Annotated in this window: 24 protein-coding genes and 1 tRNA gene; 11 read left to right on the top strand and 14 right to left on the bottom strand. The window is 69.3% G+C overall.

Annotation, left to right across the window (positions count from 1 at the left end; translation table 11 throughout):
• Nucleotides 1-65: 65 nt before the first annotated feature.
• Both EOV43_RS03085 and EOV43_RS03080 read right to left on the bottom strand, forming a co-directional pair.
• Entirely contained in the window at nucleotides 66-1,580 is a 1,515-nt protein-coding gene (locus EOV43_RS03085; RefSeq protein ID WP_128219633.1) for an oligosaccharide flippase family protein, read from the bottom strand.
• Complete coding sequence (locus EOV43_RS03080; protein WP_128219632.1) at nucleotides 1,577-1,861, bottom strand: hypothetical protein; 285 nt, start codon at nucleotides 1,859-1,861, stop codon at nucleotides 1,577-1,579. The genes EOV43_RS03085 and EOV43_RS03080 overlap by 4 nt, the downstream gene beginning before the upstream one ends.
• Before the next feature lie 58 nt (nucleotides 1,862-1,919).
• On the opposite strand from EOV43_RS03080, the gene EOV43_RS03075 reads away from it, so the two are divergent.
• The gene (locus EOV43_RS03075; protein ID WP_128219631.1) at nucleotides 1,920-2,363 is read left to right on the top strand and encodes a hypothetical protein; all 444 of its coding nucleotides are present in this window, start codon (nucleotides 1,920-1,922) and stop codon (nucleotides 2,361-2,363) included.
• A 44-nt stretch (nucleotides 2,364-2,407) separates the two neighbouring features.
• On the opposite strand, the gene EOV43_RS03070 is transcribed toward EOV43_RS03075, so the two are convergent.
• Nucleotides 2,408-4,141, bottom strand: coding sequence for a GumC domain-containing protein (locus EOV43_RS03070; protein WP_128219630.1), 1,734 nt, complete (start codon nucleotides 4,139-4,141; stop codon nucleotides 2,408-2,410).
• Between the two features lie 105 nt (nucleotides 4,142-4,246).
• Between EOV43_RS03070 and EOV43_RS03065 the strand changes: the two genes are divergently transcribed.
• From EOV43_RS03065 to EOV43_RS03055, 3 genes are read left to right on the top strand one after another with little or no spacing between them, the layout of a single operon-like run.
• Nucleotides 4,247-5,701 carry an O-antigen ligase family protein gene (locus tag EOV43_RS03065; protein WP_128219629.1) on the top strand — a complete coding sequence of 485 codons (1,455 nt, stop codon included), beginning with the start codon at nucleotides 4,247-4,249 and terminating at the stop codon, nucleotides 5,699-5,701.
• A 43-nt stretch (nucleotides 5,702-5,744) separates the two neighbouring features.
• Complete coding sequence (locus EOV43_RS03060; RefSeq protein WP_206611381.1) at nucleotides 5,745-6,716, top strand: sulfotransferase; 972 nt, start codon at nucleotides 5,745-5,747, stop codon at nucleotides 6,714-6,716.
• On the top strand, nucleotides 6,713-7,723 hold the full coding sequence (locus EOV43_RS03055; RefSeq protein WP_128219628.1) for a glycosyltransferase family 2 protein: 1,011 nt from the start codon (nucleotides 6,713-6,715) through the stop codon (nucleotides 7,721-7,723). Before EOV43_RS03060 ends, EOV43_RS03055 begins: the two co-directional genes overlap by 4 nt.
• Nucleotides 7,724-7,841: 118 nt before the next feature.
• Here EOV43_RS03055 and EOV43_RS03050 read toward each other — a convergent pair whose 3' ends face one another.
• From EOV43_RS03050 to glmU, 5 genes are all read right to left on the bottom strand, one after another.
• Nucleotides 7,842-9,311, bottom strand: coding sequence for an exopolysaccharide biosynthesis polyprenyl glycosylphosphotransferase (locus tag EOV43_RS03050; protein WP_128219627.1), 1,470 nt, complete (start codon nucleotides 9,309-9,311; stop codon nucleotides 7,842-7,844).
• Nucleotides 9,312-9,462: 151 nt separating this feature from the next.
• Nucleotides 9,463-10,053, bottom strand: a complete 591-nt coding sequence (gene pth / locus EOV43_RS03045; RefSeq protein ID WP_128219626.1) for an aminoacyl-tRNA hydrolase — start codon at nucleotides 10,051-10,053, stop codon at nucleotides 9,463-9,465.
• Nucleotides 10,054-10,228: 175 nt separating this feature from the next.
• The gene (locus tag EOV43_RS03040) at nucleotides 10,229-10,516 is read right to left on the bottom strand and encodes a hypothetical protein (protein WP_128219625.1); all 288 of its coding nucleotides are present in this window, start codon (nucleotides 10,514-10,516) and stop codon (nucleotides 10,229-10,231) included.
• A 551-nt stretch (nucleotides 10,517-11,067) separates the two neighbouring features.
• Nucleotides 11,068-12,039, bottom strand: a complete 972-nt coding sequence (locus EOV43_RS03035; RefSeq protein ID WP_128222113.1) for a ribose-phosphate diphosphokinase — start codon at nucleotides 12,037-12,039, stop codon at nucleotides 11,068-11,070.
• A 248-nt stretch (nucleotides 12,040-12,287) separates the two neighbouring features.
• Entirely contained in the window at nucleotides 12,288-13,727 is a 1,440-nt protein-coding gene (glmU, locus tag EOV43_RS03030; RefSeq protein ID WP_128219624.1) for a bifunctional UDP-N-acetylglucosamine diphosphorylase/glucosamine-1-phosphate N-acetyltransferase GlmU, read from the bottom strand.
• Between the two features lie 192 nt (nucleotides 13,728-13,919).
• Between glmU and EOV43_RS03025 the strand changes: the two genes are divergently transcribed.
• Together EOV43_RS03025 and EOV43_RS03020 are read left to right on the top strand one after the other, a co-directional pair.
• On the top strand, nucleotides 13,920-15,539 hold the full coding sequence (locus EOV43_RS03025; RefSeq protein ID WP_128219623.1) for a methyl-accepting chemotaxis protein: 1,620 nt from the start codon (nucleotides 13,920-13,922) through the stop codon (nucleotides 15,537-15,539).
• Between the two features lie 122 nt (nucleotides 15,540-15,661).
• Nucleotides 15,662-16,339 (top strand): Ltp family lipoprotein, encoded by a 678-nt coding sequence (locus EOV43_RS03020; protein ID WP_128219622.1) that lies wholly within the window; start codon nucleotides 15,662-15,664, stop codon nucleotides 16,337-16,339.
• Nucleotides 16,340-16,466: 127 nt separating this feature from the next.
• Here the strand turns inward: EOV43_RS03020 and EOV43_RS03015 are convergent.
• Nucleotides 16,467-16,545: transfer RNA gene (locus EOV43_RS03015), tRNA-Gln, on the bottom strand.
• Nucleotides 16,546-16,654: 109 nt separating this feature from the next.
• Here EOV43_RS03015 and EOV43_RS03010 point away from each other — a divergent pair.
• The gene (locus EOV43_RS03010) at nucleotides 16,655-17,785 is read left to right on the top strand and encodes an ATP-dependent DNA ligase (protein ID WP_128219621.1); all 1,131 of its coding nucleotides are present in this window, start codon (nucleotides 16,655-16,657) and stop codon (nucleotides 17,783-17,785) included.
• Between the two features lie 34 nt (nucleotides 17,786-17,819).
• A complete protein-coding gene (locus tag EOV43_RS03005; protein ID WP_239022200.1) occupies nucleotides 17,820-18,374 on the top strand; it encodes a nucleotidyltransferase family protein in 555 nt (184 codons plus the stop codon).
• A gap of 93 nt (nucleotides 18,375-18,467) precedes the next feature.
• On the opposite strand, the gene EOV43_RS03000 is transcribed toward EOV43_RS03005, so the two are convergent.
• From EOV43_RS03000 to EOV43_RS02985, 4 genes are all read right to left on the bottom strand, one after another.
• On the bottom strand, nucleotides 18,468-18,710 hold the full coding sequence (locus EOV43_RS03000) for a DUF6752 domain-containing protein (RefSeq protein ID WP_239022199.1): 243 nt from the start codon (nucleotides 18,708-18,710) through the stop codon (nucleotides 18,468-18,470).
• 13 nt (nucleotides 18,711-18,723) lie between these two features.
• Nucleotides 18,724-20,352, bottom strand: coding sequence for a class I SAM-dependent methyltransferase (locus EOV43_RS02995; protein ID WP_128219620.1), 1,629 nt, complete (start codon nucleotides 20,350-20,352; stop codon nucleotides 18,724-18,726).
• Complete coding sequence (locus EOV43_RS02990) at nucleotides 20,349-20,786, bottom strand: FAD synthase family protein (protein WP_239022272.1); 438 nt, start codon at nucleotides 20,784-20,786, stop codon at nucleotides 20,349-20,351. The genes EOV43_RS02995 and EOV43_RS02990 overlap by 4 nt, the downstream gene beginning before the upstream one ends.
• 194 nt (nucleotides 20,787-20,980) lie before the next feature.
• Complete coding sequence (locus EOV43_RS02985) at nucleotides 20,981-22,048, bottom strand: DNA polymerase domain-containing protein (RefSeq protein WP_128219618.1); 1,068 nt, start codon at nucleotides 22,046-22,048, stop codon at nucleotides 20,981-20,983.
• Between the two features lie 72 nt (nucleotides 22,049-22,120).
• On the opposite strand from EOV43_RS02985, the gene EOV43_RS02980 reads away from it, so the two are divergent.
• From EOV43_RS02980 to EOV43_RS02970, 3 genes are all read left to right on the top strand, one after another.
• Entirely contained in the window at nucleotides 22,121-23,431 is a 1,311-nt protein-coding gene (locus EOV43_RS02980) for an NHL repeat-containing protein (protein ID WP_128219617.1), read from the top strand.
• 80 nt (nucleotides 23,432-23,511) lie between these two features.
• Nucleotides 23,512-23,913 (top strand): peptide-methionine (R)-S-oxide reductase MsrB, encoded by a 402-nt coding sequence (msrB, locus tag EOV43_RS02975; RefSeq protein WP_128219616.1) that lies wholly within the window; start codon nucleotides 23,512-23,514, stop codon nucleotides 23,911-23,913.
• Nucleotides 23,914-24,119: 206 nt separating this feature from the next.
• On the top strand, nucleotides 24,120-24,944 hold the full coding sequence (locus tag EOV43_RS02970) for a hypothetical protein (protein WP_128219615.1): 825 nt from the start codon (nucleotides 24,120-24,122) through the stop codon (nucleotides 24,942-24,944).
• Nucleotides 24,945-25,167: 223 nt separating this feature from the next.
• Here EOV43_RS02970 and EOV43_RS02965 read toward each other — a convergent pair whose 3' ends face one another.
• On the bottom strand, nucleotides 25,168-25,596 hold the full coding sequence (locus EOV43_RS02965; protein WP_128219614.1) for an SRPBCC family protein: 429 nt from the start codon (nucleotides 25,594-25,596) through the stop codon (nucleotides 25,168-25,170).
• Nucleotides 25,597-25,605 lie beyond the last annotated feature (9 nt).

Genomic DNA, 25,605 nt, shown 5'->3' with positions numbered 1-25,605 from the left:
GGAGCACGTCCGGCGACTTGGCCGGCACATCCCCGCAATGCGGTACGGACTGGCGCGGCGTGCGGTCAGCGCCGCAGGGTGGAGCGGAGTTCGTCGAGTCGCAGGGTGCGGCGCTCCACCACACAGAGCAGCACCATCCCGACCGCCCCCGCGGCGATGCCCAGCAGCAACGGGCCCTCCCCCTGCCCGAGCAGTGCTGCGCAGGCCCACAGGGGACCGCCCACGGCCACCACGACACCGGTGCCCAGGCGCAGCACGCCACTCCAGTCGAGGGCGACACCGGTGAGCCGTCGGACCCAGATCGAGGCCAGGACCGTGTCGAGCAGCATGCTCGCCGCCCACACCCAGGCTGCGGCGGTGATGCCGAACTCGGGCACCAACAGCACGTTCCCGACGCAGTTGAGGGCCAGCACCACGAGCTTGATCCCGGCTCCGGCCGCGCTCCCTCCGGCCATCAGCAGCAGCGACTGGACGTTTCCCGCGGCGAGCAACACCACCGAGCCGAGACAGAGCACCACCATCGCGGCATGTCCGGACGCGAATCCCTCCCCGAGCCACCCCAGGACGGTCGGGGCGAAGGAGGCCAGGGCGAGGTAGACGGGAGCACCGAAGAGCAGGATCCATCGGGCGGTGACGCGGTAGAGGTCGCCGACCTCGTCGGTGCGTCCCTGCGCCAGCAACGCGCTGAACCGGGGGGCCACCACGATCCGCATCGCGGTCGCGATCACCACCCCTGCGGCCACGAACCGGGCTGCGGAGCCGTAGACACCGGCGGCCACCGAGCCGGCGATCATCCCGACCAGAAGCACGTCGAGCCAGATGATCGACTGTTCCAACGCCTGCGCGAGGGCTCGCGGCCCGGCGTAGGCGCCGATCGTGCCACGCAGTTCCCGGCGGGTGTTCCGGTCGAGAGGAGCGCCACCCCTGGCCGGGCGCAGGCATCCTGTGAGGACGCCGCCCGCGATCGCCGCACCCACCCACCACGGCAGCGCCCAGGCCAGTGCCGCGGCCGCCGCTCCCCCACCTGCAAGATGCACGACGACGAGCAGCACCGGACGCAGCGTCGGGACAGTGAGGTTGTCGACGACGTTGAACGCCACGATCCGCCCGTAGGCGCGGGTGCAGGCCAGTGCCACCGCCATCAGCACACCGGCAGGCAGGCAGAGCGCGACGAGGTCGACCGCTTCGACGACCGAGCGTCCACCGTCGCCGTCGGGCCAGACCCGGCGCAGCACGGCGAACCAGAGCAGCAGCACGATCCCAGTGCCGAGGGCGGCGCTGGCCAGCAGGACCCGTACCGCAGGCAGCACGGCGTCGGGGTCGGTGCGTCGCAGCCGGGGCAGGAGCCAGACCGCGGTGGTGTCGGTGCCGAGACGGGCGAAGGAGGCTCCGATCGCGGCGACGGCCACGGCCTGCAGCACCACCCCGGCGTCCCCAGCCCCCAGCAACCGGGCCAGGAGCAGGCTGAATCCGAATCCGAACGCGGCGCTGGTGACGGCACCGACGAAGGTCAGGGCACCGCCGCGGGCCGCGCGGGAGAGCTCGCTGGTGTGGGGCTCTCCGGCAACCGTGCTGCTCACTCGGCCTCCCGCGCCGTCGTTGAAGACCTACGATGTGCGCCGGTGACCTGCGAGGTCCCCGTTCGCGCCGCGAGTCTAGGTAACCGGGGGGTTCCCTTGTCCGTTCTCAGAAGATCTCTTGTCCGCTCCGCCGCTGCCAGTCTGGCCGGGGCGGCGCTGCTGACGGGTTGTTCAGGCGGCGAGGAGCCGTCGGAGGCACCCTCGTCGACGTCCACTGCGTCGTCCGCGGCGTCGTCCACGGCGTCACCGTCGACGTCCGCGGCGTCACCGTCGACGTCCACGGCCGCGTCTCCTGCGGCAGAGCCCGAGGACGACGCACCTGCTCCGGGCGACGGCACGTTGGGGGCGGACACTCTGGACCTTCCCCCGGCTGAGCGGACCGCGGTGGTCGACGGCGTCGATGCCTTCGTCGACGGACAGAGCGACGTGCTGGCCGAGCCACGTGAATGGGCACCGGACGACGACGTCCGTGTCCCCGGCGTCGTGGGGAGTGCGCTCACCGACCTGATGGTGACCTCCGACGAGTACGCCCGCAACGGTTGGAAGGTGGTGGGTGAGCCGAAGGTCGTCGCCCAGCAGGTCGTACGACGTGACGAGGCGACCGGGTCGCTGGTGGTCCGGGTCTGCGTGGACAACTCAGACGTCCGGGTGGTGGAGAAGGACGGCAGCACGGTGCCGAACAGTGCCGGTGGCGGTCGGTCGCTCAACGTGGTGACCCTCTTCAGTGCCGACAGCGAGTGGGTGGTCCAGACCCAGCGCGTCGCAGCCCGGCCCGACTGCTGAACTCGCTGCCGGACTCGCTGCCGTTCAGCGGACGGCGATGCAGTTCAGCGGTCGAAGGCCCACGGGCGTGGTTCGTCCAGGTCCGGCGGAGGCGTGGACAGGTGTTCCCGGCTCGGGACGTCGGCGAGGTCGGCCTCGAGGGAGAGGTCGACCTCGAGGTCGTCGGCGAACGGGTCACGCGGCGACCTCTCGACGTCCGTCGCGGGCGTGGGTTCGAGGATCGCCGTGATCACGGGAGTCGGGAGGATCTGGACCTCGGTCTCGTCCACGGGCTCCTCCACGGGCTCTTCCACCGGCTGGGCATCCAGACCTGCGAAGGTCCGAGAGCCCGGGACGAGGACGGTGCCGTGCACGGTGGCCCAGACCGAGCGCATGTCGTCGACGACGCCAGCGAGCTGGTCGATCGAGGTGTCCTGTTCCCGCGCCGCGAGGACACAGAGGTGCGCGGACCGGGCCACGGTGAGACGGGCCGCAGCACCGGCACCGGGGGCGACTCCGACGACGGTGGCCTCGGCGACCCGGACCGCGTCGTCGAGCATCTCAGTGACGAGGTCGCTGGTCGAGATCCGCGGCCGGGCCGCACCAGGAACGACGACGGTGAGGTGCTCGGCGATGCCGCCACGGAAGCGTCGCCCCAGACCGTGGGTGTCGACCTCGCGGGCCTGCAGGGCCTCGGCGATCTCGTCGACGACGTGCTGCGGGTAGTCGGCGAGCACGAGGTCGGTGGCGACCCCGGCGTCGGCCAGGGACACGGCGAGGCCGACCGCCACGTCAGTGGGGTGGTCCGGGGACGGTGCCACGTCGATGACACCGAAGACGGGCCGTTCGCCCTCGATCGAGGAGAAGAGCCGTTCGCGCACGGCGCGGATCTGGTCGGCGTCGTCCCCGGTGGCGGGCACCTCGGTACGGGGGCCGCGCAGCAGGGCGAGGGTGTCTCCGCCGCCCGCTCCGGCGACGTCGTAGGGGTCGAGGAGGCGACGGTCGAGGACGTTGACGACGAAGGCGGCCACGAGCCCCAGCAGCAGGCCACCGAGAGTGCCGGAGACCAGCATCATCGTCCGGTTCGGGCTGCTCGCGGCCTGGGCCGGATCCGCCTCGGTGAGCACTTCGCCGCCGCTGGTGCTGACGCCGGAGAGCTGACCGATCTGGGCGCTGACTCCGGCCAGTTCGGTCTTGATCTCCTCGGCCGCCAACTCTGCCGCAGCGCGTTCGGCCGACCCGAGCGGCAGCCCGGCGACCTCGGCGTTCTTCTTCGCGACCTGCTTCTTGAGGGCGTTGCTGCGCACCACCAGGGGTTCGGTGGCGAGCTCGACACGGCTCTGGGCCGACGAGGAACGGTAGGCCAGGTACTGCTCGGCCACGAGGGTGGCGCCCTGGGCTGCGACTGTCGGGGTGGGCGCGGTGAACTCGATCCGGACGACGGTGCCGTCGGGCAGCAGCGTGGCGGTGGTGGAGCGACGCACCGTGGATCGGGTCCAGCTGCCGCCGAGCGCGTCGGCGACGCCCTGCATCACCTCGGTGGAGCGGGCCATCGTCTCCTCGGTCTGCGCGTCGACGAGATCGGACGGCGGACGGGAGTTGTTGAAGGCGTTGGTGGCGATCAGGTTGACGTTGACCAAGGTCGTGGACGTCGCACTGGAAGGCGTCACGACGATCGCCGCGACCGCCAGGGCGAGCCCCACGCCGAGCCCCGCCAGCACCTGCCACCAGCGACGACGCAGCACCACCAGGTAGTGCGACAACTCCATGGACGACGTCTCGGACGCGTGCTTGGCCACGGACGGCCCTCCCCCGTACTCGTGCCCCGAGATCCCTCACCCTGTCCCGGCAGCGGGCCTAGGATAGCCAGCCATCCACGTCCTGCCGGCGGAGAAGAGAACTTCGTGAACACGAGTGCGTCCTCGACCGCACGGGTCCGCACCGAGCCCCCCGACCGGCAGGCTCGGAGGACGCCCGACTCCGTCGCGACGCCCGTCCCCACCCGGTCCGGACCAGTGGAACGCACCTCCCCGGCCAGGCGCAGCACGTCAGCCCGGGTCCTGTCCCGTCCCGACCCCGAACGTCGTCGCGGCACCAGCGAACTGCCGGCGTGGCCGGTGGTGTCGATGTTCGCCGGATTCCCACTGTGGTGGATGCTCGGCCTGGCCGACCTGATCTGGATCGCGATGGCGTTCCCGATGACGTTGCTGATGGTGCGGTACCGACAGGTCCGGAGCCCACGCGGGTTCGGGCTGTACCTGCTGTTCCTGGTGTGGGTGGCGCTCTCGGCGTCGCAGCTGGACCGGGCCGGTCAGGCGATCGGGTACGGCTACCGGTTCGCGCTGTACGTCTCGGCCGGTGTGCTGCTGGTCTACGCCTACAACGCCCGACGTCGGTTGAGTGCGCAGATGCTCACCGGGGCGATGACGGGCTACTGGCTGGCCACGACGTTGGGCGGCTACATGGCCTTGCTGTGGCCTTCGCTGGTGGTCCGCACCCCGCTGGCCCATCTGCTGCCGGGGGCACTGCTGAACAACGACCTCGTCAACCACATGGTGGTGCGTCGGATGACGCAGTGGAACCCGGACGGCTGGGCCCAGCTGGACCCGCGTCCCAGCGCCCCGTTCCTGTACACGAACAACTGGGGCAACGTGTACTCGCTCGTCATGCCGTTCGTGGTCGCCTACCTCTTCCACGTCCGGGGCACCAAGCGGTTCTGGTTGGTGCTGGCGATGGTTCCGGTCTCGATGGTGCCGGCGTTCCTCACCCTCAACCGCGGCATGTTCCTGGGGTTGGGGGTCGCGGTGGTCTACGCGTGCTTCCGGTTGGCGCTGATGCGCAACGTGAAGGCGATCGCCGCGGTGGCGCTGGTCGCCGTCGTCGGCGGAGGGTTGTTCGCGGTGATGCCGGCCCAGGACCGAATGGAACACCGGGTGACGGAGTCCTCCTCCACCGAGGACCGAGCCTCGCTCTACGTCCAGGCACTCGACACGATTCCGGGATCGCCGGTCTTCGGCTACGCGGCACCGATCGAGGCGAGCAATCCCAACCTCGACCCGGTCGGTACCCAGGGACAGTTCTGGATGATCCTGGTCTCCCACGGCGTCGGGGCGGTGGCGCTCTTCGTGCTGTGGTTCGTCGTGGCCTTCGTGTCGTCGTGGCGCAGGCTCGACGTGACCGGCATGGCGGCGCACACCGTGCTGCTGGTGGGGACGATGGAGCTGCTCTACTACGGCGCGCTCCCCTACGGACTGCCGATCCTGATGGTCGCTGCCGCATTGGCCCTGAGGCCCGACTACCCAATCTCGGGTACCTCTGCCAGCGGGGCCCGCACACGTGCCTCGTCCCGCCTACGCTGACGACGGCCCGGGCGCTGCCCACCACGTACCACCAGGGGGAACCGTGTCCACAGGCGATGTCGCGCACTCCGAACTCGACCAGGTTCTGGACCCGACGGTGCTCTACGTCGGCGGGTGGGGACGAAGCGGCTCGACGTTGCTGGAGTGTCTGCTGGCCGAGGTGGACGGCACCGTCGCCCTCGGTGAGGTGGTGCACCTGTGGGAGCGCGGCCTCAAGCAGGACCAACTCTGTGCCTGCGGCGCGAACTTCCACGCCTGCGACTTCTGGCGTGAGATCGGCAGCGTCGCGTTCGGCGGCTGGTCCGCCGTCGACCTCGACCGGGTGCGGTTCCTGGCCGGGGCCGTGGACCGGCAACGGTGGATCCCGCAGTCGGGCCGCCGCTCCCCCTCCCCGGAGTTCGCAGCCCTCGCCGTCGAGTACGCCTCCTACTACCAGCGCATCTATCGCGCAGCAGCGACGATCACCGGCGCGAGGGTCGTGATCGACTCCAGCAAGGAGATCCCCACCGCACTCGCCCTGAGTCATCTCGTCGACCTCGACCTGCGCGTCCTTCACATCGTGCGTGACGCCCGGGGCGTCGCGTACTCGTGGTCGAAGGTCGTGGAACGTCCCGAGGCCGATGGTGAACCGATGCCGCGCTTCTCCCCCGCCCGCTCCACCACGTTCTGGCTCTCGGGCAACCTGACCGTCGCGGCCCTGCGCCATCGCGGAGTGCCGGTGGCCCGGCTGCGCTACGAGGACCTGGTGGAGGCACCCGTGCCCACGATCCGCGCGGCCTGGGAACGGCTGGGTGTGCCCCTGCAGCTCGACGTCCCGATGGTCGACGACACCGCGATCGAGCTCGGTGCCACCCACTCGGTGGCCGGCAACCCGATGCGTTTCCGGCGAGGGCTGACCCGTCTGCGTGCTGACGAGGCGTGGCGTACGGCGCTGCCCGAGCGTGACCGTCGGGTGGTGACCGCGATGGCCTGGCCGGTCCTGAAGTCCTTCGGCTACCTGGAGGCGAACCGATGACCGAGACCGTGCACCGACCCCCCGACGCCCCTGAGCCCGCACCTGTGTCCGAGCACGACGTCGTCCCCGGCCTCGTGTCGGTGGTGATCCCCACCCGCGACCGGGTGGAACTGGTGCGGCGCGCGATCGCGTCGGTCTTCTCCCAGGACCATCCCGGTGACATCGAGGTGGTGGTGGTCTTCGACCAGTCGCCGCCCGACGTGTCTCTGCTCCGTGCAGCCCCGGGCCGCAGCGTCCGGATCGTCACCAACACCCGTACCCCGGGTCTGGCCGGCGCCCGCAACTCCGGCATCGTCGCCTCGCGCGGCGAGTGGGTGGCCTTCTGCGACGACGACGACCACTGGCGGGCCTCGAAGCTCAGCAGCCAGTTCGACGCCGCGCGTACGGAGGAGGCCCGCACCGGTGCGTTCCCGCCGTTGGTGACCACCTCGATGGCCGTCGACTTCGACGGCACCGTCACCGATCGCACCGCCGGCACGGACCGGGTCGGCGTCAGCCACCTGACCCGATCGCGGATGGCGATGCTGCACTCGTCCTCGCTGCTGTTCACCCGCGCTGCGTTGCTGGGGTCGGAGGACTGCGCGGCCGTCGTGGGTCTGGTCAACGAGGAGATCCCCGGCAGCCAGAACGAGGACTGGGACATCCTCCTGCGAGCCGCGAAGGCCCGCGACATCGTCCACGTCGACGAGCCACTCGTGGTGGTGCAGTGGGGAGCCGCGTCGTTCTTCACCCGTTCGTGGGACACCAAGATCTCCTCCCTGCACTGGATGCTGGAGGCGCACCCCGAGATCGTGGCCGACCGCAAGGGCGTCAGCCGGGTCTACGGCCAGGTCGCGTTCGGCGAGGCCAGCCGTCCCCACCGACGAGCTGCGGTGCGGTGGGCGTTCGCCGCGCTGGCCCGGAACCCGCTGCAGTGGCGTGCCCTCGTGGCGCTGGCCGTGGCCGCAGGGGTGGTCTCGCCTGCCTTCGTCCTGGACACCCTGCACCGTTTCGGGCGCGGCGTCTGAACCCACCGACGCACCTCGAGGGCCGCTCCCCACACCGTGGTGTGGGAACGGCCCTCGAGGCACTTCTCCGTTCACGAGTCGGAGGAGTCAGAGGTGGTGCCAGCCTGAGCCGATCGGTTCAGTAGGCGCCCTTGGAGCGGAGCACGGCTCCGACAGTGCGGACCAGGATGACGCCGTCGTCAGCCAGGCGCCAGTTCTCGGTGTAGTGGTTGTCGAGAGCGACCGACTCGTCCCAGCCGAGGTCGGAGCGACCCGAGACCTGCCACAGACCGGTCAGGCCCGGCTTCGCGACGAGCCGGCGTCGTTCGAGGGAGGAGTACTGCGCGACCTCCTCGGGCAGCGCGGGGCGCGGACCCACGAGCGACATGTCGCCGGTGACGACGTTGAAGAGCTGCGGCAGTTCATCGAGGGAGAACTTGCGCAGGACCCGGCCGAGCGGTGTGATCCGCGGATCGGCCTGCATCTTGAACAGGACGCCGGACCCTTCGTTCTGCCCGGCGAGTTCTCCCTTGTCCCGCTCGGCGGTGGCCACCATCGTGCGGAGCTTGTACATGGTGAAGTGCTTGCCGTCGATGCCCACCCGGACCTGGCGGAAGACTGCCGGACCGGGCGAGGTGAGGCGGATCGCTGCCATGAGACCCAGCAGGAGCGGGCCCGCGAGGAGCAGCAGCAGCGTCCCGAAGACCCGGTCGAAGGCGCTCTTGGCCAGCAGCGGAAGGCGTCCGGCACGGCTCGGCGAGACGTGCAGGAGGCTGGCTCCGGCGTACGAGGTCGACGTGAGCCGGTGCGGGGCGATGCCGTCGAGGTCGGACTGGACGGCGAGCGCGGCGGTGGACCCTTCCAGAGCCCATCCGATGCGGCGCACGCTCTCGGCGTCGACGCCGGGACCTGGCACCACGAGCACCATGTCGGGCTGTGCAGACAGCAGGCTGTCGCGGGTGATGGAACGCCCGGAGTCGACCTTCACCACCGATCCGGTGCGGGGACGCGGCACCCGGGGGAACTCGTCGTCGACGACGAGACTTCCGACGATCTGCACGTGGCGACTGTCGAACCAGCGGGTGGCAGCCTCTGCGATGGCGACGGCCGAACCGACGACGACGACGCGCTGAGCGATCGGGATCCAGCGGCGCAGCAACGCCCCGACGACGGCGACGGCGGTGCCGGCCAGGGTGATGGCCAGCGCTGCGCTGAGGTGGCCCGCGGGCCAGACGTGGGCTGCGACCGGTAGGGCCGCGACGCAGAACGGGACGGAGGTGTCTCGCAGGACGCGTTCCGTCCGGGGCCATCCCGGACGCAGGAACTGACGCCCTTCCCGGTACCGGACGACGAGGGTGACGCCGGCGACCAGCATCAGGACCGCGACGGTGGTCTCGACGACGAAGGCGACCAGGGTCATGACGAGCAACGAGGCCACGATCTCGGTCCCGAGGATCAGCTCGGCACGGAGCCGACGCAGCGGGGACGGCCCGGCGACGACCGGACGGGCATCGCCGGCGGCGTGTTCGGGGCAGCGCGGAGCAGAGGTGCAGCACGTCCCGACCGTGGCAACCAGTGCCTCGTGTGACGCAGCTTCCTGAACGCTCATCGATCCCCCCGACTACGACGCAGGGAGCCCGTACTGGACGGTGTGCCAGGATCCCCGAAATGTCTCAGGGAGAACCTAGAAGTCGAAGGATTCTGGCTTCATGCCCAATATGAGGTGACTGAGTCCCGCTACGTCATCGCATTTGGGTAACTCAGGAGTTGAAGCGCGACTGCGCCTTCTCCAGGCCCTCGGTGATCAGGCATTCGATGGCGTCCGCGGCGTCGACGATCTGCATCGGAAGCTCCTTCTTCTCCACCGTGGAGTAGTTCTGGAGCACGAAGTCAGCGACGTCCTGACGGCCCGGCGGACGACCGATGCCGGCCCGGACCCGGAAGAAGTCGCCGGTCCCGAACGAGGAGCGGATCGACTTGAGGCCGTTGTGGCCGTTGTCGCCGCCACCGTTCTTGAGACGCAGGGTGCCGAAGTCGATGTCGAGCTCGTCGTGCACGGCGATCACGTGGTCGGCCTCGACACCGTAGAACTTCGCGACGGCCAGGACCGCTCCGCCCATGGTGTTCATGTAGCTGCGCGGGCGCACCAGGACGACGCGCGGGCCGGGGTTGCCGGGCATGCCCAGACGGCCCTCGACGACGTCGGCGCGTCCGGTCTTGTGGCTCTTGAAACTGCCCCCCATGCGGGAGGCCAGCTCGTCGTTGACCATGTAGCCGATGTTGTGACGGTGACCCGCGTACTCGGGACCGGGATTGCCGAGACCGACGACCAACCACACCTCAGAGCTCATGCTCGCCATTATCGCGTCCCTGCCCGGTCGGTGCCGAACTGGGAGCACGGTCGGCGCGCGGCTCCCCGGAAAACGCAGAAGGCCCTGCACCACGAGGATGCAGGGCCTTCCGACCGGTGAAGGCAGAGCCTTCGGTGACCTGGCGAACCGGTCACTTCCTCAGAGAGGGAAGTGATCAGGCAGCAACGAGGTCGAGGTGCACGATGACGCGACGGATCGGGTCAACCTGGATCTCCTTGACGGAGAAGTTCTTCAGGGTGCCGTCGATCTCGACCTCGAGCTTGGTCTTGTCGGCGCGCAGCGACATGGTGGTCGCGTGCTGCGGGAGGGAGATGTGGGTGGCCTCGCCGCCGGCGGCGTAGAAGACGGCGGGGATGCGGCCAGCGGCGCGGACGCGGCGGGCGAAGCCCTTGCCGAACTCGGTGCGGGCCTCGGCGACGATGGTCTCGATGACAGCAGCCATGATTTCTCCTCATGAAGGGGCCGCACGGGGTGCGACCGGGGTCTGGTGGACCTCAGAAATGGGAGAAGCCGTGCTGACGACACGGTCAGGCACGGCTAGCGTTCCTGCCGCGTCGATAGCGGAGTCAAGCTCCCTCGCCGAGGCAGTTCCCGACTGTACGCACTCCGGGGCGCGCAGCGAAATCGGAGCCGATCAGGCCAGCGTCGTACCCAGTGTCGATGGTCTTGCGGGTCGCTCGGCCTGAACCGTTTGTCGGCCCCTGCACGCTCCGCCGTCACGGAGGGTTGAGGCTGTCGCGAGCAGGCGGACCTGGCCCGTCACCAGTACGAGGAGTACCCCTCATCACTGGCCGCGCTCGACACCGCGGCCGCGCACGTGACAACACTGCTGCCGACCGCCTGAAGACGTCCCGGGAGATGGGGCGGTGCTGGTGTCCCTCCCGCCTCCCGGGCACCCGTTCCCGAGAACACACGCGAACGCGCGAGGCCCCCGGAACCCAAGGGTTCCGGGGGCCTCGCGTGCAGGGACGGCGGTGCCGCCCTCGCGGTGGATCAGGCGTGACCGTCGAACATCGAGGTGACGGAGCCGTCCTCGAAGACCTCGCGGATGGCACGAGCCAGCAGCGGAGCGGCCGAGAGGACCGTCAGCTTGTCGAAGAGCTTGTCCTCGGGGATCGGCAGCGTGTTCGTCACGATGACCTCGACGGCCGGCGAGTTGCGGAGACGCTCGACGGCGGGGTCGGAGAGGATCGCGTGGGTGGCGGCGATGATGACGCCCTTGGCGCCGGCCTCCATGCATGCCTCGGCGGCCTTCACGATGGTGCCACCGGTGTCGATCATGTCGTCGGTGAGGACGCAGATGCGGTCGGCGACGTCACCGACGACGCGGTTCGCGACGACCTCGTTGGCGACGTCGGTACGACGGGTCTTGTGGATGAAGGCCAGCGGCGCGCCACCGAGGGCGTGCGACCAGCGCTCTGCGACCTTGATGCGACCGGCGTCCGGGGAGACCACGGCGAGCGGCTGGTTGCCGTACTTGTTCTTGACGTGCTCGGTGAGGATCGGCATCGCCATCAGGTGATCGACCGGGCCGTCGAAGAAGCCCTGGATCTGGTCGGCGTGCAGGTCGATGGTGATGAGACGGTCAGCGCCAGCGGTCTTGAACAGGTCGGCGACCAGACGGGCCGAGATCGGCTCGCGTCCACGGTGCTTCTTGTCCTGACGGCTGTAGCCGTAGAAGGGCATCACGACGGTGATGCGCTTGGCCGAGGCGCGCTTGAGCGCGTCGACCATGATGAGGTGCTCCATCAGCCACTCGTTGATGGGAGCCGTGTGCGACTGGATGACGAACGCGTCGGAACCGCGGACGGACTCCTCGAAGCGCACGTACAGCTCGCCGTTGGCGAAGGCATAGGCAGACTGCGGAACGAGGCCGCTGCCGAGCAGCTCCCCGATCTCGTTGGCCAGTTCAGGGTGCGCCCGTCCGCTGAAGACCATCAGGTTCTTCTCGGGGGTCCGCTTCATTCCGCTCACGTAGGGCTCTCCTAGCCGGTCACGCTGGTGCAGTAGGCGTCTGCAAGTGTTACCCACCACCCCTCTCGCTCCCAAGCCGGGTCCCGTCGGCCGGACGACGGTGTCGTCCACTTCACACCAGAGAACGATGTGCGCACCGAGTCGATCGGCCGATGGACCGCCGACACTTCCAGATGGATGCAGAACGCCCCGCGGACGAGCATCCGCGGGGCGTTCCGGAGGGCGGAACAGCAGGGGTCTCAGCTGTGCTCGAGGGCCCCGTCGGCGTGGGTCGCAGCCAGCGCGGCGTCGGCCTGCTTGGTGCCTGCGCGATTGTCCAGGACCCAGTTCTCGATCAGGCGCTGCTTGGCGCCCGGGACGACGAGGGCACCGGCAGGGACGTCCTCGCGCACGACGGTGCCGCCGCCGGTCGCAGCACCGTCACCGATGGCGACCGGCGCGACGAAGGTGTTGTTGGAACCAGTGCGGGCGTGCGCACCCACGGTGGTGTGGTGCTTGTTGACACCGTCGTAGTTGGCGAAGATCGTGCCCGCACCGATGTTGGTGTGCTCACCGATGGTGGCGTCGCCGACGTAGGAGAGGTGCGGAACCTTCGCGCCCTCACCGAGAACGGCGTTCTTGGTCTCGACGAACGCGCCGACCTTGCCGCTCGCACCGATCTGGGTGCCGGGGCGCAGGTAGGAGAACGGGCCGACGGTCGCACCGTCGCCGATCACAGCGAGTTCGGCATGGGTGCGCACGACGCGGGCTCCGGAGCCGACCTCGGTGTCCTTGAGCGTCGTGTCGGGGCCGACGACGGCGTCCTCGCGAATCACGGTCGCGCCGAGGAGCTGGGTGCCGGGCAGGATGGTGACGTCGCGCTCGATCACGACGTCGTCCTCGATCCAGGTGGTCGCCGGATCCATGACCGTGACGCCCTCCTTCATCCAGGCCGTCACGATCCGGGCGTTCATCTGGCGACCGAGTTCGGCGAGCTGGGCGCGGTCGTTGGCGCCTTCGGTCTGCGCGACGTCGGCGACCTGATGGGCGCCGACCGCGAGGCCGTCGGCGAGGGCGATCTTGACGGTGTCGGTGAGGTAGTACTCGCCGTTGGCGTTGTCGTTGCTCAGGCGCGGCAGTGCACCGAGGAGGAACTCGGCGTCGAAGGCGAGGATGCCGGAGTTGATCTCGTCGATCGCGCGCTGCTCGTCAGTCGCGTCCTTCTCCTCGACGATCGCGACGACGGCGCCGGCCTCGTCACGGACGATGCGGCCGTAGCCGAACGGCTTGGCGACGCGACCCGAGAGGATCGAGACGGCGCGGCCGGAGGCCTGGTGGTCGGCGACGAACTCGCGCAGGCTCTCACCGCGCAACATCGGGGTGTCACCGGCGGAGACCAGGACCGTGCCGCTGGCAGTACCCGCAGCCTCGACCGCGACGCGCACGGCGTGGCCGGTGCCGTCCTGGGTCTCCTGCACGGCGAGGACCGCGTCGGGGACGATCGCGGTGATGTGCGGTCCGACCTGCTCACGCTGGTGGCCGACGACGGCGACGATCTTCTGCGGCTCGACAGCCTGCACGGCCTTGAGGACGTGACCGATCATGGATCGACCGGCGACCGGGTGAAGGACCTTCATGGTCTTCGACTTCATCCGGGTGCCGCCCCCAGCGGCCAGAACGATGACAGTGACGTTCTCCATGCGAGAAACAGTAGTCCTGCGTCCGGGGCGCCCCGACGCCGCCGGGTCGAACAGGAAGCACAGGTCACACGGACGGGTTTCTCCGGATCCGAGATTCAAACCGTTCAAACTGTGTCAACAATCACTCAGGTCGCACGATGTGACGCCGATCTCAGGGTTCCGTCCCACAGCACCGACACCAGCGAGGCCCCCGTGCGCACCCTGTTTCGCAACCTGCCGATCGGGCGGCGCCTTGCCCTCGCCTTCGGACTGCTCTCCGTACTGCTGGCCGTCGTGGCCGGCTCCGGTGTCTACGCGGTGCACGACCAGGTGACCGTGCGCGCCGACCAGGAGCGGCTGGCCACTGCGCGCGACGAGGTCCAGGAGCTCCGCTACCTGGCCAACGACGCGATCAGCTGGGAGGCGTTCATCTACGCCGAGGCCAGTGCCACCTCCCCCGAGGCCGCCCTGGTCGCCGACAACGCCGCGGGACTCGTCGAGACCCGCGAGGCGGCGACCGCACTGCTCGACGCGTTCCACGCAGGCGCACTCGTCGACTCCGAGCGGACGATCCTCGACCGGATCCGCACCGACTGGTCCTCCTTCTTCGACGCCACCGACGTGTGGACCGCTGATCTCGCACGGGCCACGTCCCCCGAGGACATGCACGACGCCTTCCTCGTCCTCAACGAGGGCAAGATCGGCCAGTTGTGGGAGACCCTGCTCGACGACACCGCCACGCTCGCGGCCTCGATCGAGGTCCGCACTCTCGCACTCGCGGCGGAGGCCGACAGCCGCGCTGTCATGGCACGCCGGATGATCGTCGCTCTGGCCTGCGTCGTCGTGGGACTCTCCGTTGCCCTGGGCGTCGCGGCCGCCCGCTCGATCGTGCGACCGGTCGGTCGCGTGGTCGACGCCCTCGACCGGCTCGCCGAAGGCGACCTCACTGCCTCCCCCGACGTCCACCAGCGCGACGAGATCGGGCACCTCGCCACCTCGTTCGACACGACGACGGCCTCGCTGCGCCGGATCGTGGCCACGATGGCGACCTCTGCCGACACCGTCGCCGCGAACGCAGCGCACATCTCCGCCACCACCGCGAATGTCGCAGCGTCGGCCTCGGGGACCGCGGACGACGCGACGGGTGCCAGCACCGCCGCCGTCGCGGTCTCGCGCAACGTCGCGACCCTGGCTGCCGGTTCCGAACAGATGGGCGCCTCGATCCAGGAGATCGCCCGCAGCGCCCAGGATGCCGCCGACGTCGCTGCCGAGGCCGTCCGCGGCGCCGAGGCCACCGCGGTCAGCGTCGACCGACTCGGCGTCTCGTCGCAGGAGATCGGTGAGGTCGTGGCAGTGATCTCCTCGATCGCCGCCCAGACCAACCTCCTCGCGCTCAACGCCACCATCGAAGCGGCTCGCGCCGGTGAGGCGGGCAAGGGCTTCGCCGTGGTCGCCAGTGAGGTCAAGGAACTCGCCCAGGAGACCGCCCGCGCCACCGAGGAGATCACCCGCCGAGTCACCGCCATCCAGACCGACGCCACCGGGGCTGCCACCGCGATCGAACAGATCGGTGTCGTCATCGCCCGGATCAGCGACTCCCAGATCGCCATCGCCGCCGCGGTCGAGGAACAGACCCTCACCACCCGGGAGATGACGCGCAACGTCACCGACGCCGCCTCCGGCGCCGAGGAGATCGCCTCCCTCGTCGACAAGGTCGCAGGCGATGCCTCGGGTGCCGCCGAGCACCTGCGCGGCAACCACACCGCCGTGGCCGAACTGACCGAGATGTCGGCGCAGTTGCAGGAACTCGTGGCGACCTTCCGCCACGAGTGACGCCCCTGCGTCTGCGGGCCACCGGCCCTTCTCGCCTGTTTCCCGACTCACGATTGCTGCAACAGCCCGCGAGCGGGAACAGGCCTCCCTACGGTCGACAGAGTTCTGCCGAAAGGAACCCCATGCCCGATCAGTTCACGCTTCACCCCACCCCGTACCCCATGTCCGCCCCTGAGCCCAAGAAGCCCTGGTACAAGAAGAAGGGCTGGTGGATCGCCGGCGGCGTCGTCGTGGTTCTGGCTGCGGTGGGATCGTCAGGCGAGGACGAGAAGGCCGACGACACCTCGGCCGCGTCGTCCCAGAGTTCCACGAAGGATCCGGGGACGACTGCAGAAGCCCCTGCTGGCTCCGAGCTTGCCGAGAAGGCAGGAGACGCTGTCAGCAAGGCTGCCAAGAAGGCAGAGGAAGCCGCCGATAAGGCGGCAGCCAAGGCGGAGGAAGCCGCGCAGAAGGCCGAGGAAGCGAAGGCCAAGGAAGCTGCCGAACCCTCGATGACCAAGTCGCAGGAACAGGCTGTCAGGTCCGCCGAGGACTACCTGGAATTCTCCTCGTTCTCCAAGCAGGGCCTGATCGACCAGCTCAGTTCCGAGTACGGCTCCGACTTCCCGGTCGCCGACGCTGAGTTCGCCGTGAACCAGCTCGACGTCGACTGGAAGGAGCAGGCCGTGAAGTCCGCCGAGGACTACCTCGAGTTCTCGTCCTTCTCGCGTCAGGGCCTGATCGACCAGCTGAGCTCCGAGCACGGCAGCCAGTTCACCGTCGAGCAGGCGACGTACGCGGTGAACGAGATCGGCCTCTGAGCGTCACTCGCTCTGAGCGGAATCTCTTTGCGAAGGGGCGGCCCTCGGGCCGCCCCTTCTGCGTGTCTCCATGCGCGCGGGGTCGGCCTGACCGGCCTCCTCACGCGGCGTCACGAAGGATGCCTTGCTCCCCGGGTAGGAGTCGAACCTACGTCGCTAGTCCTGATTCAAAGTCAGGCGGGCCCTGCCGGCAGACCAACCGGGGAACGCGGGGCTGGCCCCGCGTCGAGCACTCTAGTCGAGCCGGCCTGACGTTCCTCAAAGGCCGCCCCACAAACCGTGGCGGGGCGCGCCCCGCACCGCTAGCGTCGAGGAATGGACCTCCCCGTCATGCCACCGGTGCGCCCGATGCTGGCGAAGTCGACGTCGTCGGTGCCCACCAGCGGCGGGTTCCTGTTCGAGCCCAAGTGGGACGGGTTCCGTTGCCTCGTCTTCCGGGACGGCGACGAGGTCGAGCTGTACAGCCGCGGCGGGAAGCCGCTCACCCGGTACTTCCCCGAGCTCGTCACCGCAGTCCTGCGCGACCTGCCCGAGCGCTGCGTCGTCGACGGGGAGGCGTTCGTGGCCCTGCCGGGGCCCGACGGGGTGCACCGCCTCAACTTCGACGCCCTCAGTGAACGGATCCACCCAGCCAAGTCCCGAGTGCTCACCCTCGCCGAGGAGACCCCGGCCGGGTTCGTCGCCTTCGACGTCCTAGCCCTGGGTGACGACGCCGTCACCGCGCTCCCCTTCGTCGAACGCCGCGACCTGCTCGAGGATGCGTTGGCGCACCTGGTGGACCGTGACGCGGACGGAGAGACCTTCGGCGCCCGTTGCCACCTCACCCTCGTCACCGACGACACGGCCCTGGCTGGCGAGTGGTTCACGACGTTCGAGGGCGCCGGGCTCGACGGCGTGATCGCCAAGCCCCTCGACGCTCCCTACACCCCCAACCAACGCACGATGCTCAAGATCAAGCACGCCCGCACCGCCGACGTCGTGCTGGGCGGGTACCGCCTCCACAAGGACTCCACGCCCGAACGTCCGCTCGTCGGGAGCCTGCTGCTGGGCCTGCACTCCCCTGACGGCCACCTGCAGCACGTCGGGGTGGCGGCGTCGTTCACCGCGAAGCGTCGCGCCGAACTGGTCGACGACCTCGCTGACCTCGTCACCGACAGCCCTGAGCACCCGTGGGCGGCCTCGGACTGGGCGATCGCCAACCCCGACCGCAAGCCCGGCACCCAGAGTCGGTGGAGCGCGGGCAAGGACCTCTCCTTCACCGCGCTGCGCCCCGAGAGGGTCCTGGAGGTCGGCTACGACCACATGGAGGGCACCAGGTTCCGCCACACCGCCCAGTTCAAGCGGTGGCGTCCCGACCGCGACCCCGTCTCCTGCACCTACGACCAACTCGACGAGGTGGCGGCCTACGACCTCGCGGAGATCCTCTCCGCCCGCCCCGACCAGTGAAACCGCGACCAGTCCGACACACCCGGAGGGCCCCATGACCGAGCAACTCGACCCGAACCCCGCCACGGGCGGGACCGACGACATCAACGACGGGATCGGCACCTACGAGGTGGTGGTGCTGGTGGAGCACGAGATCTCCTCCGCCGACGCCGCCCAGATCCAGGGCCTGCACTCCGAGATCGCCGACCAGGTCGTCTACCACGTCCTGATCCCGGCCCAGGACGCCGCAGCGCGACTGGAGAGCACCATGGGCACCTTGGCCGCGGGTGACATGTTCGCCGCACCGTTGGTGCTCGACGACGACGAGCTCGACGCTGTGCGGGCCGAGTTCCGGCAGGAGGCCGAACGTCAGCTCGGCGAGAGCCTGTCCGTGCTCGGGTCCGGCCAGTACCGCGCCGTCGGACGCGTGGTCGAGGGGCCCGCGATCGACGCCCTCGCCGCCGCGACCCGGGCCGATGACGCCCGTGAGGCGATCGTGCTGACCAGCCCGCACGTCGTGCAGGAGTTCTTCCACGTCGACTGGGCCTCCCAGGCCCGCCGCAAGCTCGGCGTGCCGGTGCTGCACCTGATCGAGCACGAACTCCACTGACCCGACCGACGCACACAGGCTCCCGCACATGCGTCGAGGCCCCGTCCAGCAACTGCTGGACGGGGCCTCGACGAGCGACGCGGTGGGGCTGCGTCAGATGGACTTGCGGTAGGCCGCGAGGACCTCGGCGACCTTGGCCTCGTCCTGGTCGGCGACCGGGAGGAGGAGCTCACCGACGACGTCGGTCAGCTCGGCGATACGACGGTTGAGGGCGCGGTTCTCCTGCACCTCGGCCTCGAGCACGCGGACGCGGTTCTCCAGGTCGTTGCGCTCGGTGATGAGGCGGCGGGCGCTGGCCTTGACGCGGGCAGCGCGCTCACGAAGGGGGTTGCTCATGGACGGTTCCTCTTCACTTCTCGTCGATGGGGCGGTGGCCCGGTGCGGGGAAGGTGACACGCATGCGGCACACGGCCGGGTCGCGCTCCTCCATCATGTCGATACCCTCCACGATCTCCTCGAACTCGACACGGCCACCGGCCGCCTCGATCTCGTCGCGGATGATCTGGGGGTTGATGCGGCGCATCAGGCGGTCCGGCGAGGGACGACGCAGACCGTCCTGAGTCTCGGCGCTGAACTCGAGGAACAGCTGACCGCCGTGGGCACGCAGCGCCATCCGGGCCAGACGCCACAGGTTGAGGCGCTCGTGGTCCTCCAGGGCGTTGACGCCCAGACGGCACGCCATGTGGTGCGGGTCGCGGGCCAGTTCGGTGGCGACCTTGAAGGTGGTGCGCATCTCGCCGAGGATCAGCTGCTCGACGTGGAGGTCGACGTTCTCCTCCTTGGCCAGCGCGACGGCCGCCTTGCGTCCGGCCATCGAGTAGTCGTAGGCACGCACGGTGCGACCCTGCTGGGTCCACCAGACGGCGTCACGGGCAGCGCCGGCGCAGACGTCGGCGATCTTGGCGTCGGGCTCGTCGGCCAGCTCGGCCAGGACCCACTCGGCGAAGGCGCTCTGCTCGGGGCGCACGCGCGCCTCGGTGCCGATGCCGATGCCGTTGTGAAACTCGCCCCAGATGCCCATGACGGAACGGAAGCCGCGGAACCAACCGTTGAGTCGGCGCTTGCCGGGCTCGGGGTCGGCGTAGGCGAACGAGGGGTCCGGGATGCGCCAGTTCTCGCCGTAGAGGAACGCCATCATGTCCTCGGGCACGCGCGGGGCAGGGAACGTGTAGCCGTCGAGCTCGATGGTGCCCAGGGGCAGCAGCGACTCCTTCTTCAGGTGTCCCGAACGGTTGCCGAACTGGTAGAAGACGCCGTTGATCCAGAACGCGCTGAAGACGTCGATGTGGCACTGACGTCCGTCGCTCAGCGGCAGCAGGAGCTTGATGTCGCCTGCCGACATGCGCAGGACCTTCCAACCGCGGTTGCGCAGGATGCGCTCCATGCGGAAGGACTCCAGGATGATGTCGGCCGGCTGGTCGAACTTCGACACGTAGCAGAGGTCGGTGTCGGAGTCGTGGGCGATCATCGTGCCGTCGCGCACGGCACCGAGCAGGGCCCCGTAGTTGAGGTAGGCGTCGACGCCACAGATGTCGCGGAGCTCGTCGAGCACCTTGACGGTGCCCGAGAGGATCTCGTCCTTGATCTGCTGGTTGGTCGCGGCGAACGAACGCTGCAGGTGACCGACCTTGTCGACCGAGACAGGGAAGCCGTACTTGTCGACGACGGTGAACTCGCCCTCACCGTTGCCCAGGGAGACCACGTCGTCGAAGATCGCGTTCTCACCGTTGGCGTCAGTCAGGGAGAGGCGCGCCGAACCGTTGAGGTGCGGGCGCAGGACCTTGGGCCACGGCACGAGGACGCCGTCCTCGTGGGGGTGCCCGTCACGCTCAGGGTTGAGGGACCAGAGGAACTCGCCCTCGAGGTTGAGCACCTGCACACCGGTGCCGACCGGGACGAAGACGCCCTCGTCGGTGATGTCGGTCCCGGGGTTGCGGACGGCCGGAGCCGCGGCGCTCGGGGATGCTTCGTTGGTCACGAGGCCTGCTCCTGGACGGGGGTCGCGCCCGGCTCACCCAGCGCGCGGCGCAGGGCGGTGCTGGACGTCTGCTTGGTGTAGGGGAAGTACACGACCTCGACGCCGCACTCAGCCATCTGGGCCTCCAGTCGGGCACCCTTCTCGGTGCCCTTCCAGTCGTCGCCCTTGAAGAGGTGCGTGAACTGCACGTCGCGCCAGGCGTCGCGCTTGTCGAGGCTGTTCTCGACGTAGACGCGGTCGACGATGCCGATCGCGCCGACGATCTCGACCCGCTCCTCGAGCGGGACGGTGGGGGTCACGTTCTTGCCGAGCTGGCTCATCTCGTCCGACACCACACCCGCGACGAGCACGTCGCACTGGGCGTGGGCCTGACGGAGCATGTTGAGGTGCCCGACGTGGAACAGGTCGTAGACGCCCGGGACGTAACCGATCACGTCACCCAACGGTGTCACCTCGTTCTCTTCGATCGTCTGTCCAGACCCTCCGAACTCTAGCCAGTGGGTCTTCGTGCGGTGGCCTCAGCCACGCCCGCACAAGCAACCTACGATGCCCCTCGCCTCATCCGGGAACAACTCCGGGGGTCGGTGTGGCGACATGGCAATGCTCACAAACCCTCGTGTGGAACCTCTTACGAGCGTTCTTCGGGCCAGTGCTCCGCGACCTTGCGCGAGGGCTGCACCCGCGGCGGCTCCCCCGGCATCTTGGGGTACTCGGGCGGGTAGTTGAGCTCCACCGGGTGCTCCGCCCAGGCCTCCAACAGCGGAGTCAGGTCGTGGGCGACGTCGTCGATCCCCTTCCACGGGTCGCCGTGCGCAAGGCGTTCGCGGGCGTTGTGAACCGTGAACTGCGCGGCGTCGCGCAGGCCTGCGACCTCCGACCACTCCAGCGGCGTGGAGACCGGTGCGCCCGGCAGCGCGCGCACCGACCAGGCCGAGGCAATGGTGCGGTCGCGGGCGTTCTGGTTGTAGTCGACGAAGATCCGTTCACCGCGCTCTTCCTTCCACCACGCGGTGGTGACACAGGCATCGGCGGCCTCCAGCGCACGTCCGAACGCGATCGCGGCGTGACGCACGTCGACGAAGTCCCACTCGGGCCGGATCCGGACGAAGAGGTGCAGGCCGCGGTTGCCGCTGGTCTTGACGTACCCCTGCATCCCGAAACCGTCGAGGAGTTCGCGGGCGACGAGCGCGACCCGAGCAGCGTCGCGCAGGTCGGTGCCGGACTGGGGGTCGAGGTCGATGCGGAGTTCGTCGGGGTGTTCGACGTCGTCGCGACGGACCGGCCAGGGGTGGAAGGTGAGGGTTCCCATCTGCGCGGCCCAGACTGCGGCGGCTGGTTCAGTGGGGCAGAGTTCGTCGGCCGGACGCCCCGAGGGGAACCGCACCGTGGCCGTTTCGATCCATTCCGGGGCTCCCTGAGGGAGTCGCTTCTGGTAGAAGCCGTCGGCGTCCTTCGTGGAGCCCGAGGTCGCCAGACGCATGCCGTCGCGCCACCCCGAAGGCCAGCGCTCCAGAGCTGTGGGGCGATGCCGCAACGCGGCGAACAGAGGGTCCCCCACGTCGGCGAAGTACTGGGCGACCTCGAGCTTGGTCAGCGCCGGAGTGCGCTCGGTGGCCTCGAACAGAACTCTGCTGGCCGACGAGATGCGGACCTCGCGGTCGCCGACCCGGACGTGTGCCTCGTCGTTCTTCCCCATGGACCCACCTTAGGGGCGCCCGCCAGCACCCACACTTGAGAATGATTCTCATTCCCATGTATGGTGCTCCCCATGTCCCGAACCATGTCCCGCAGGACTCGCACCCTGACCCTGTCCGCCCTCGTCCCCCTGGCCCTGGTGGCCACCGGTTGCGGCACCGACACCTCGTCCCCGCGTGCCACCGACAGCCCCGACAGAGGCGAACCTGCCGTCGTCGTCGGCGGAGATGCCCGCGAGGTCGCAGCGATCACGCCGCGCGCCCTCGTCGCCCACGACGGAACGCTGACGCTGCTCGACACCGAGACCGGTGAGACGGTCACCACGGCGCACACCGACGGCTTCGTCCGACTCTCGGAGGCCGGCGACGGTCGCCACGTCGTCGTCGCGGACGGCGACAAGTTCAGGGTCTTCGACACCGGCATCGTCAGCGCCCAGCACGGTGACCACGCCCACCACCACGAGCACACTCCAGGGCTCTCCCCCGTCACCCACGACTCCCCCACGGCCGGACACGCCGTCCCGCACGAGGGCTGGACCGCCCTCTTCTCCGACGGCACCGGCGAGATCGAGGTGCTGCGCACCGAGGACCTCACCACGCCCGACGCCCCCAAGGAACGACTCGCCACCGGCGCCGCGCACCACGGTGTCGCGATGATCCTCGACGACGACGCCGTGCTCCACACCGTCGGAACCGCCGAAGAACGCCACACTGTTGCCGTCACCCGCAACGGCAAGACGCTGGCCCGCACCGACGCCTGCCCCAACGTCCACGGCGAAGCGGCAGCAGCCCACGACCGCGACGGCGACGTCGTCGTGATCGGCTGCACCGACGGCCCGGTCGTGCTGCGTGGCGGCGAGTTCCACAAGGTGAAGATCGACGAGACCTACGCCCGCACCGGGAACCTGGCCGGACACCCCGAGTCACCCTTCGTCCTCACCGACTACAAGACCGACCCGGACGCCGACCTCGAACGCCCCACCCAGGTGGCGGTCGTCGACACCCGTGACGCAAGCCTGCGGACCGTCAGCCTCGGCAACGACGCCGGCGACTCCTACTGGTTCCGCTCCCTGGGCCGCGGCCCCGACGGCGAAGCACTGGTCCTCACCTACGACGGCTCGATCCGCGTCATCGACCCGGCCACGGGACGCCAGACCGGCGCAATCGAGGCGATCACCCCGTGGACCGAGAACAAGGACTGGCAGCAGCCCGGACCCGTCCTCGAGGTGGTCGGCGACTTCGCCTACGTCAGCGACGCCGCGGCGTCCGAGCTCGTCGTCGTCGACCTCGTGACCGCCACGGTGGAGCGCCGCCTCCCGCTGCCCTCGGGCGTCACCGAACTCGTGGTCACCGACGGAGTCGCTCCGCACGCCCACGCACACTGACCCCAGCGCCTTGCCCCAGCGCCCTACCCCCAGCATCGGCCCCCACGGCGACCCTTCTCCCGAGGGTTACCGTGGGGGGCATGGGTTACCGCGTGGAGAAGACCGACGAGGAGTGGCGTGCCGAACTGGCGCCCGACGAGTACCAGGTGCTGCGCCAGGCAGGCACCGAACGCGCCTTCACGGGCGAGTACACCGACACCGAGACGCACGGCGTCTACTCGTGCCGCGCCTGCGGCACCGACCTGTTCACTTCGGAGACGAAGTTCCACTCAGGATGCGGCTGGCCGTCCTTCTACGACGCGATCCCGGACGCGATCGAGTTCATCGAGGACAACTCCTTCGGCATGAAGCGGGTCGAGACGCGGTGCGCAGCCTGCGGCTCACACCTGGGACACATCTTCCCCGACGGCTTCGGCACTCCGACCGGAGACCGTTACTGCATCAACTCCCTCAGCATCCGCCTGGAGCCGAAGACCGACTGATCGCTCCACTTCGCCGAAGGCCCGCCGTCCTGCGACGGCGGGCCTTCGGCATTCCTGAGCACTTTTCCCTTGCGTGATGCGAATCACGTTTGAAATCGGGGGCTCGGCAATCTGAATTGTTCAACATCCCGCAATACTGGCTCCGCATACTGCAGGTATCCCCCCGCCTGCGGTCAGTGTTTCCCCCCGACACTCGGAGCTTCTCCATGACCCACACCACATCCCGTCGCGCCCTGCTGCAGACCGCAGCATGGAGCGCGCCTGCCATCTCCCTCGCTGCCACGGCGCCGGCCTTCGCCTCGAGCACCTGCACCTGGACCTCACAGAAGGTGACCATGGCGTCTTTCGCTCCAGTCACGTTCACCTCAACCGCAGGTGCCACCGTCTCCACCTCCACCTCATCCGCGTTGGCCAGCGGCGCCGTTGCCCCCGAGCCGGTCACCGTGAGCGTGAAGACCACCTTCGAGGCGAACAGCGCGCCGACGAAGAGCAAGCACCTGTTCAAGTTCCCCGAGTCCGGGAACCTCGCCCAGACCGCGGGAGCCCCGGCGGCCCTGCGCGTGAACAACGGCGACAAGATGCTGAAGTTCGCCATGGAGCGCGCCTCTGGCGCATCTTCCCCCAATGAACTCGGCATGACCGTCACCGTGGGTTTCAGCCCGGCTGTGACCAACCTCCAGTTCACCATCACCGACATCGACTCCAACGGGACGAACCAGTACGACAAGGTTTGGCTGACCAGCGTCAACAAGGCCGCCGTCGACTTCTCCACGATCGCCGCCTCGATCGGATCGTTCATCGACCCGACGTCGTTGGGCACCTCGGCCAAGCCCTGGCAGACCGCGACGAACAGCGGCTCCCTCAACGCCGGCGACAGCTCCTCCGACGCCAACGTCCGCATCAACTTCCGCACGTCCGAGCCAATCTCGGAGATCACGTTCGTCTATCGCAACGCCGGCACCAGCGCCTCGGCCACCACTCTCAACATCGCCGACCTCAGCTTCGACGCCCCGCAGTACAGCGGCTGCTGATCCAGTGCCACACACGGAGAGCGGCCACCCCGCCGGGTGGCCGCTCTCCAATGTCCGACCCCGTCATCAAGAGGCCAACGGACGCATCGCCGAGGTCACCGCCACCTCAGCCGCAGCGACGTCACCCCTGACAGTGAGGCCCAGGTGCCCCACCCTCACCCTCAGAGCCATGCCCGCACCATGCAGGAGCCGCACTCCGGCCGCTGGGCGGCGAGCGAAGACGTCAGCGCTTCCGCAGAATCTCTCCGGCCCGCCGCACGTCGGCCACCACCATCGGCACTGCCGCACGGGTCAGCAGCGACCCCAGGCCGGGCAACCATCTCGGCGCCCGCACCCGGAACGTCACCGCGACGGAGCAGCCGGTCGGGACCGGCGCGAAAGCCAGGACGAGGTCGGCCGCGAAACCACGCCAGCGGCCCGTCTCGGCCCAGCGCTCCCCCGGCACGGCGAGCGTCGTCTGCATCGACGGACGCAGACCGGGCCGGGTGACGTCGACCCAGCACGTCCCCGGCCCGAACCCGTCGGCGGGGTCGCCGGAGAACACGACCGCCCGCAGCGACGACTGCCACTGCGGACGGTTGCGGGGATCGGCGAAGTAGTCGAAGGCCTGCTCGGGGCCGACGGGGAGGAGTACCTCTCGGGTGCGGGTCACTCCCCCAGA

The organism is Nocardioides yefusunii (genome assembly GCF_004014875.1).
Classification (GTDB): domain Bacteria; phylum Actinomycetota; class Actinomycetes; order Propionibacteriales; family Nocardioidaceae; genus Nocardioides; species Nocardioides yefusunii.
The sequence above is the reverse complement of the archived record's forward strand: the minus strand, read 5'-3'. Positions and strand labels throughout refer to the sequence as shown.

Excerpts from the sequence above, each read along its gene's own strand:
- EOV43_RS03055 (WP_128219628.1), top strand. The coding sequence starts at position 6,713 with ATGACCGAGACCGTGCACCGACCCCCCGACGCCCCTGAGCCCGCACCT.
- EOV43_RS03050 (WP_128219627.1), bottom strand. The coding sequence starts at position 9,311 with ATGAGCGTTCAGGAAGCTGCGTCACACGAGGCACTGGTTGCCACGGTC.
- pth (WP_128219626.1), bottom strand. The coding sequence starts at position 10,053 with ATGAGCTCTGAGGTGTGGTTGGTCGTCGGTCTCGGCAATCCCGGTCCC.
- EOV43_RS03040 (WP_128219625.1), bottom strand. The coding sequence starts at position 10,516 with ATGGCTGCTGTCATCGAGACCATCGTCGCCGAGGCCCGCACCGAGTTC.
- EOV43_RS03035 (WP_128222113.1), bottom strand. The coding sequence starts at position 12,039 with ATGAAGCGGACCCCCGAGAAGAACCTGATGGTCTTCAGCGGACGGGCG.
- glmU (WP_128219624.1), bottom strand. The coding sequence starts at position 13,727 with ATGGAGAACGTCACTGTCATCGTTCTGGCCGCTGGGGGCGGCACCCGG.
- EOV43_RS03020 (WP_128219622.1), top strand. The coding sequence starts at position 15,662 with ATGCCCGATCAGTTCACGCTTCACCCCACCCCGTACCCCATGTCCGCC.
- EOV43_RS03010 (WP_128219621.1), top strand. The coding sequence starts at position 16,655 with ATGGACCTCCCCGTCATGCCACCGGTGCGCCCGATGCTGGCGAAGTCG.
- EOV43_RS03005 (WP_239022200.1), top strand. The coding sequence starts at position 17,820 with ATGACCGAGCAACTCGACCCGAACCCCGCCACGGGCGGGACCGACGAC.
- EOV43_RS03000 (WP_239022199.1), bottom strand. The coding sequence starts at position 18,710 with ATGAGCAACCCCCTTCGTGAGCGCGCTGCCCGCGTCAAGGCCAGCGCC.
- EOV43_RS02985 (WP_128219618.1), bottom strand. The coding sequence starts at position 22,048 with ATGGGGAAGAACGACGAGGCACACGTCCGGGTCGGCGACCGCGAGGTC.
- EOV43_RS02980 (WP_128219617.1), top strand. The coding sequence starts at position 22,121 with ATGTCCCGAACCATGTCCCGCAGGACTCGCACCCTGACCCTGTCCGCC.
- msrB (WP_128219616.1), top strand. The coding sequence starts at position 23,512 with ATGGGTTACCGCGTGGAGAAGACCGACGAGGAGTGGCGTGCCGAACTG.
- EOV43_RS02970 (WP_128219615.1), top strand. The coding sequence starts at position 24,120 with ATGACCCACACCACATCCCGTCGCGCCCTGCTGCAGACCGCAGCATGG.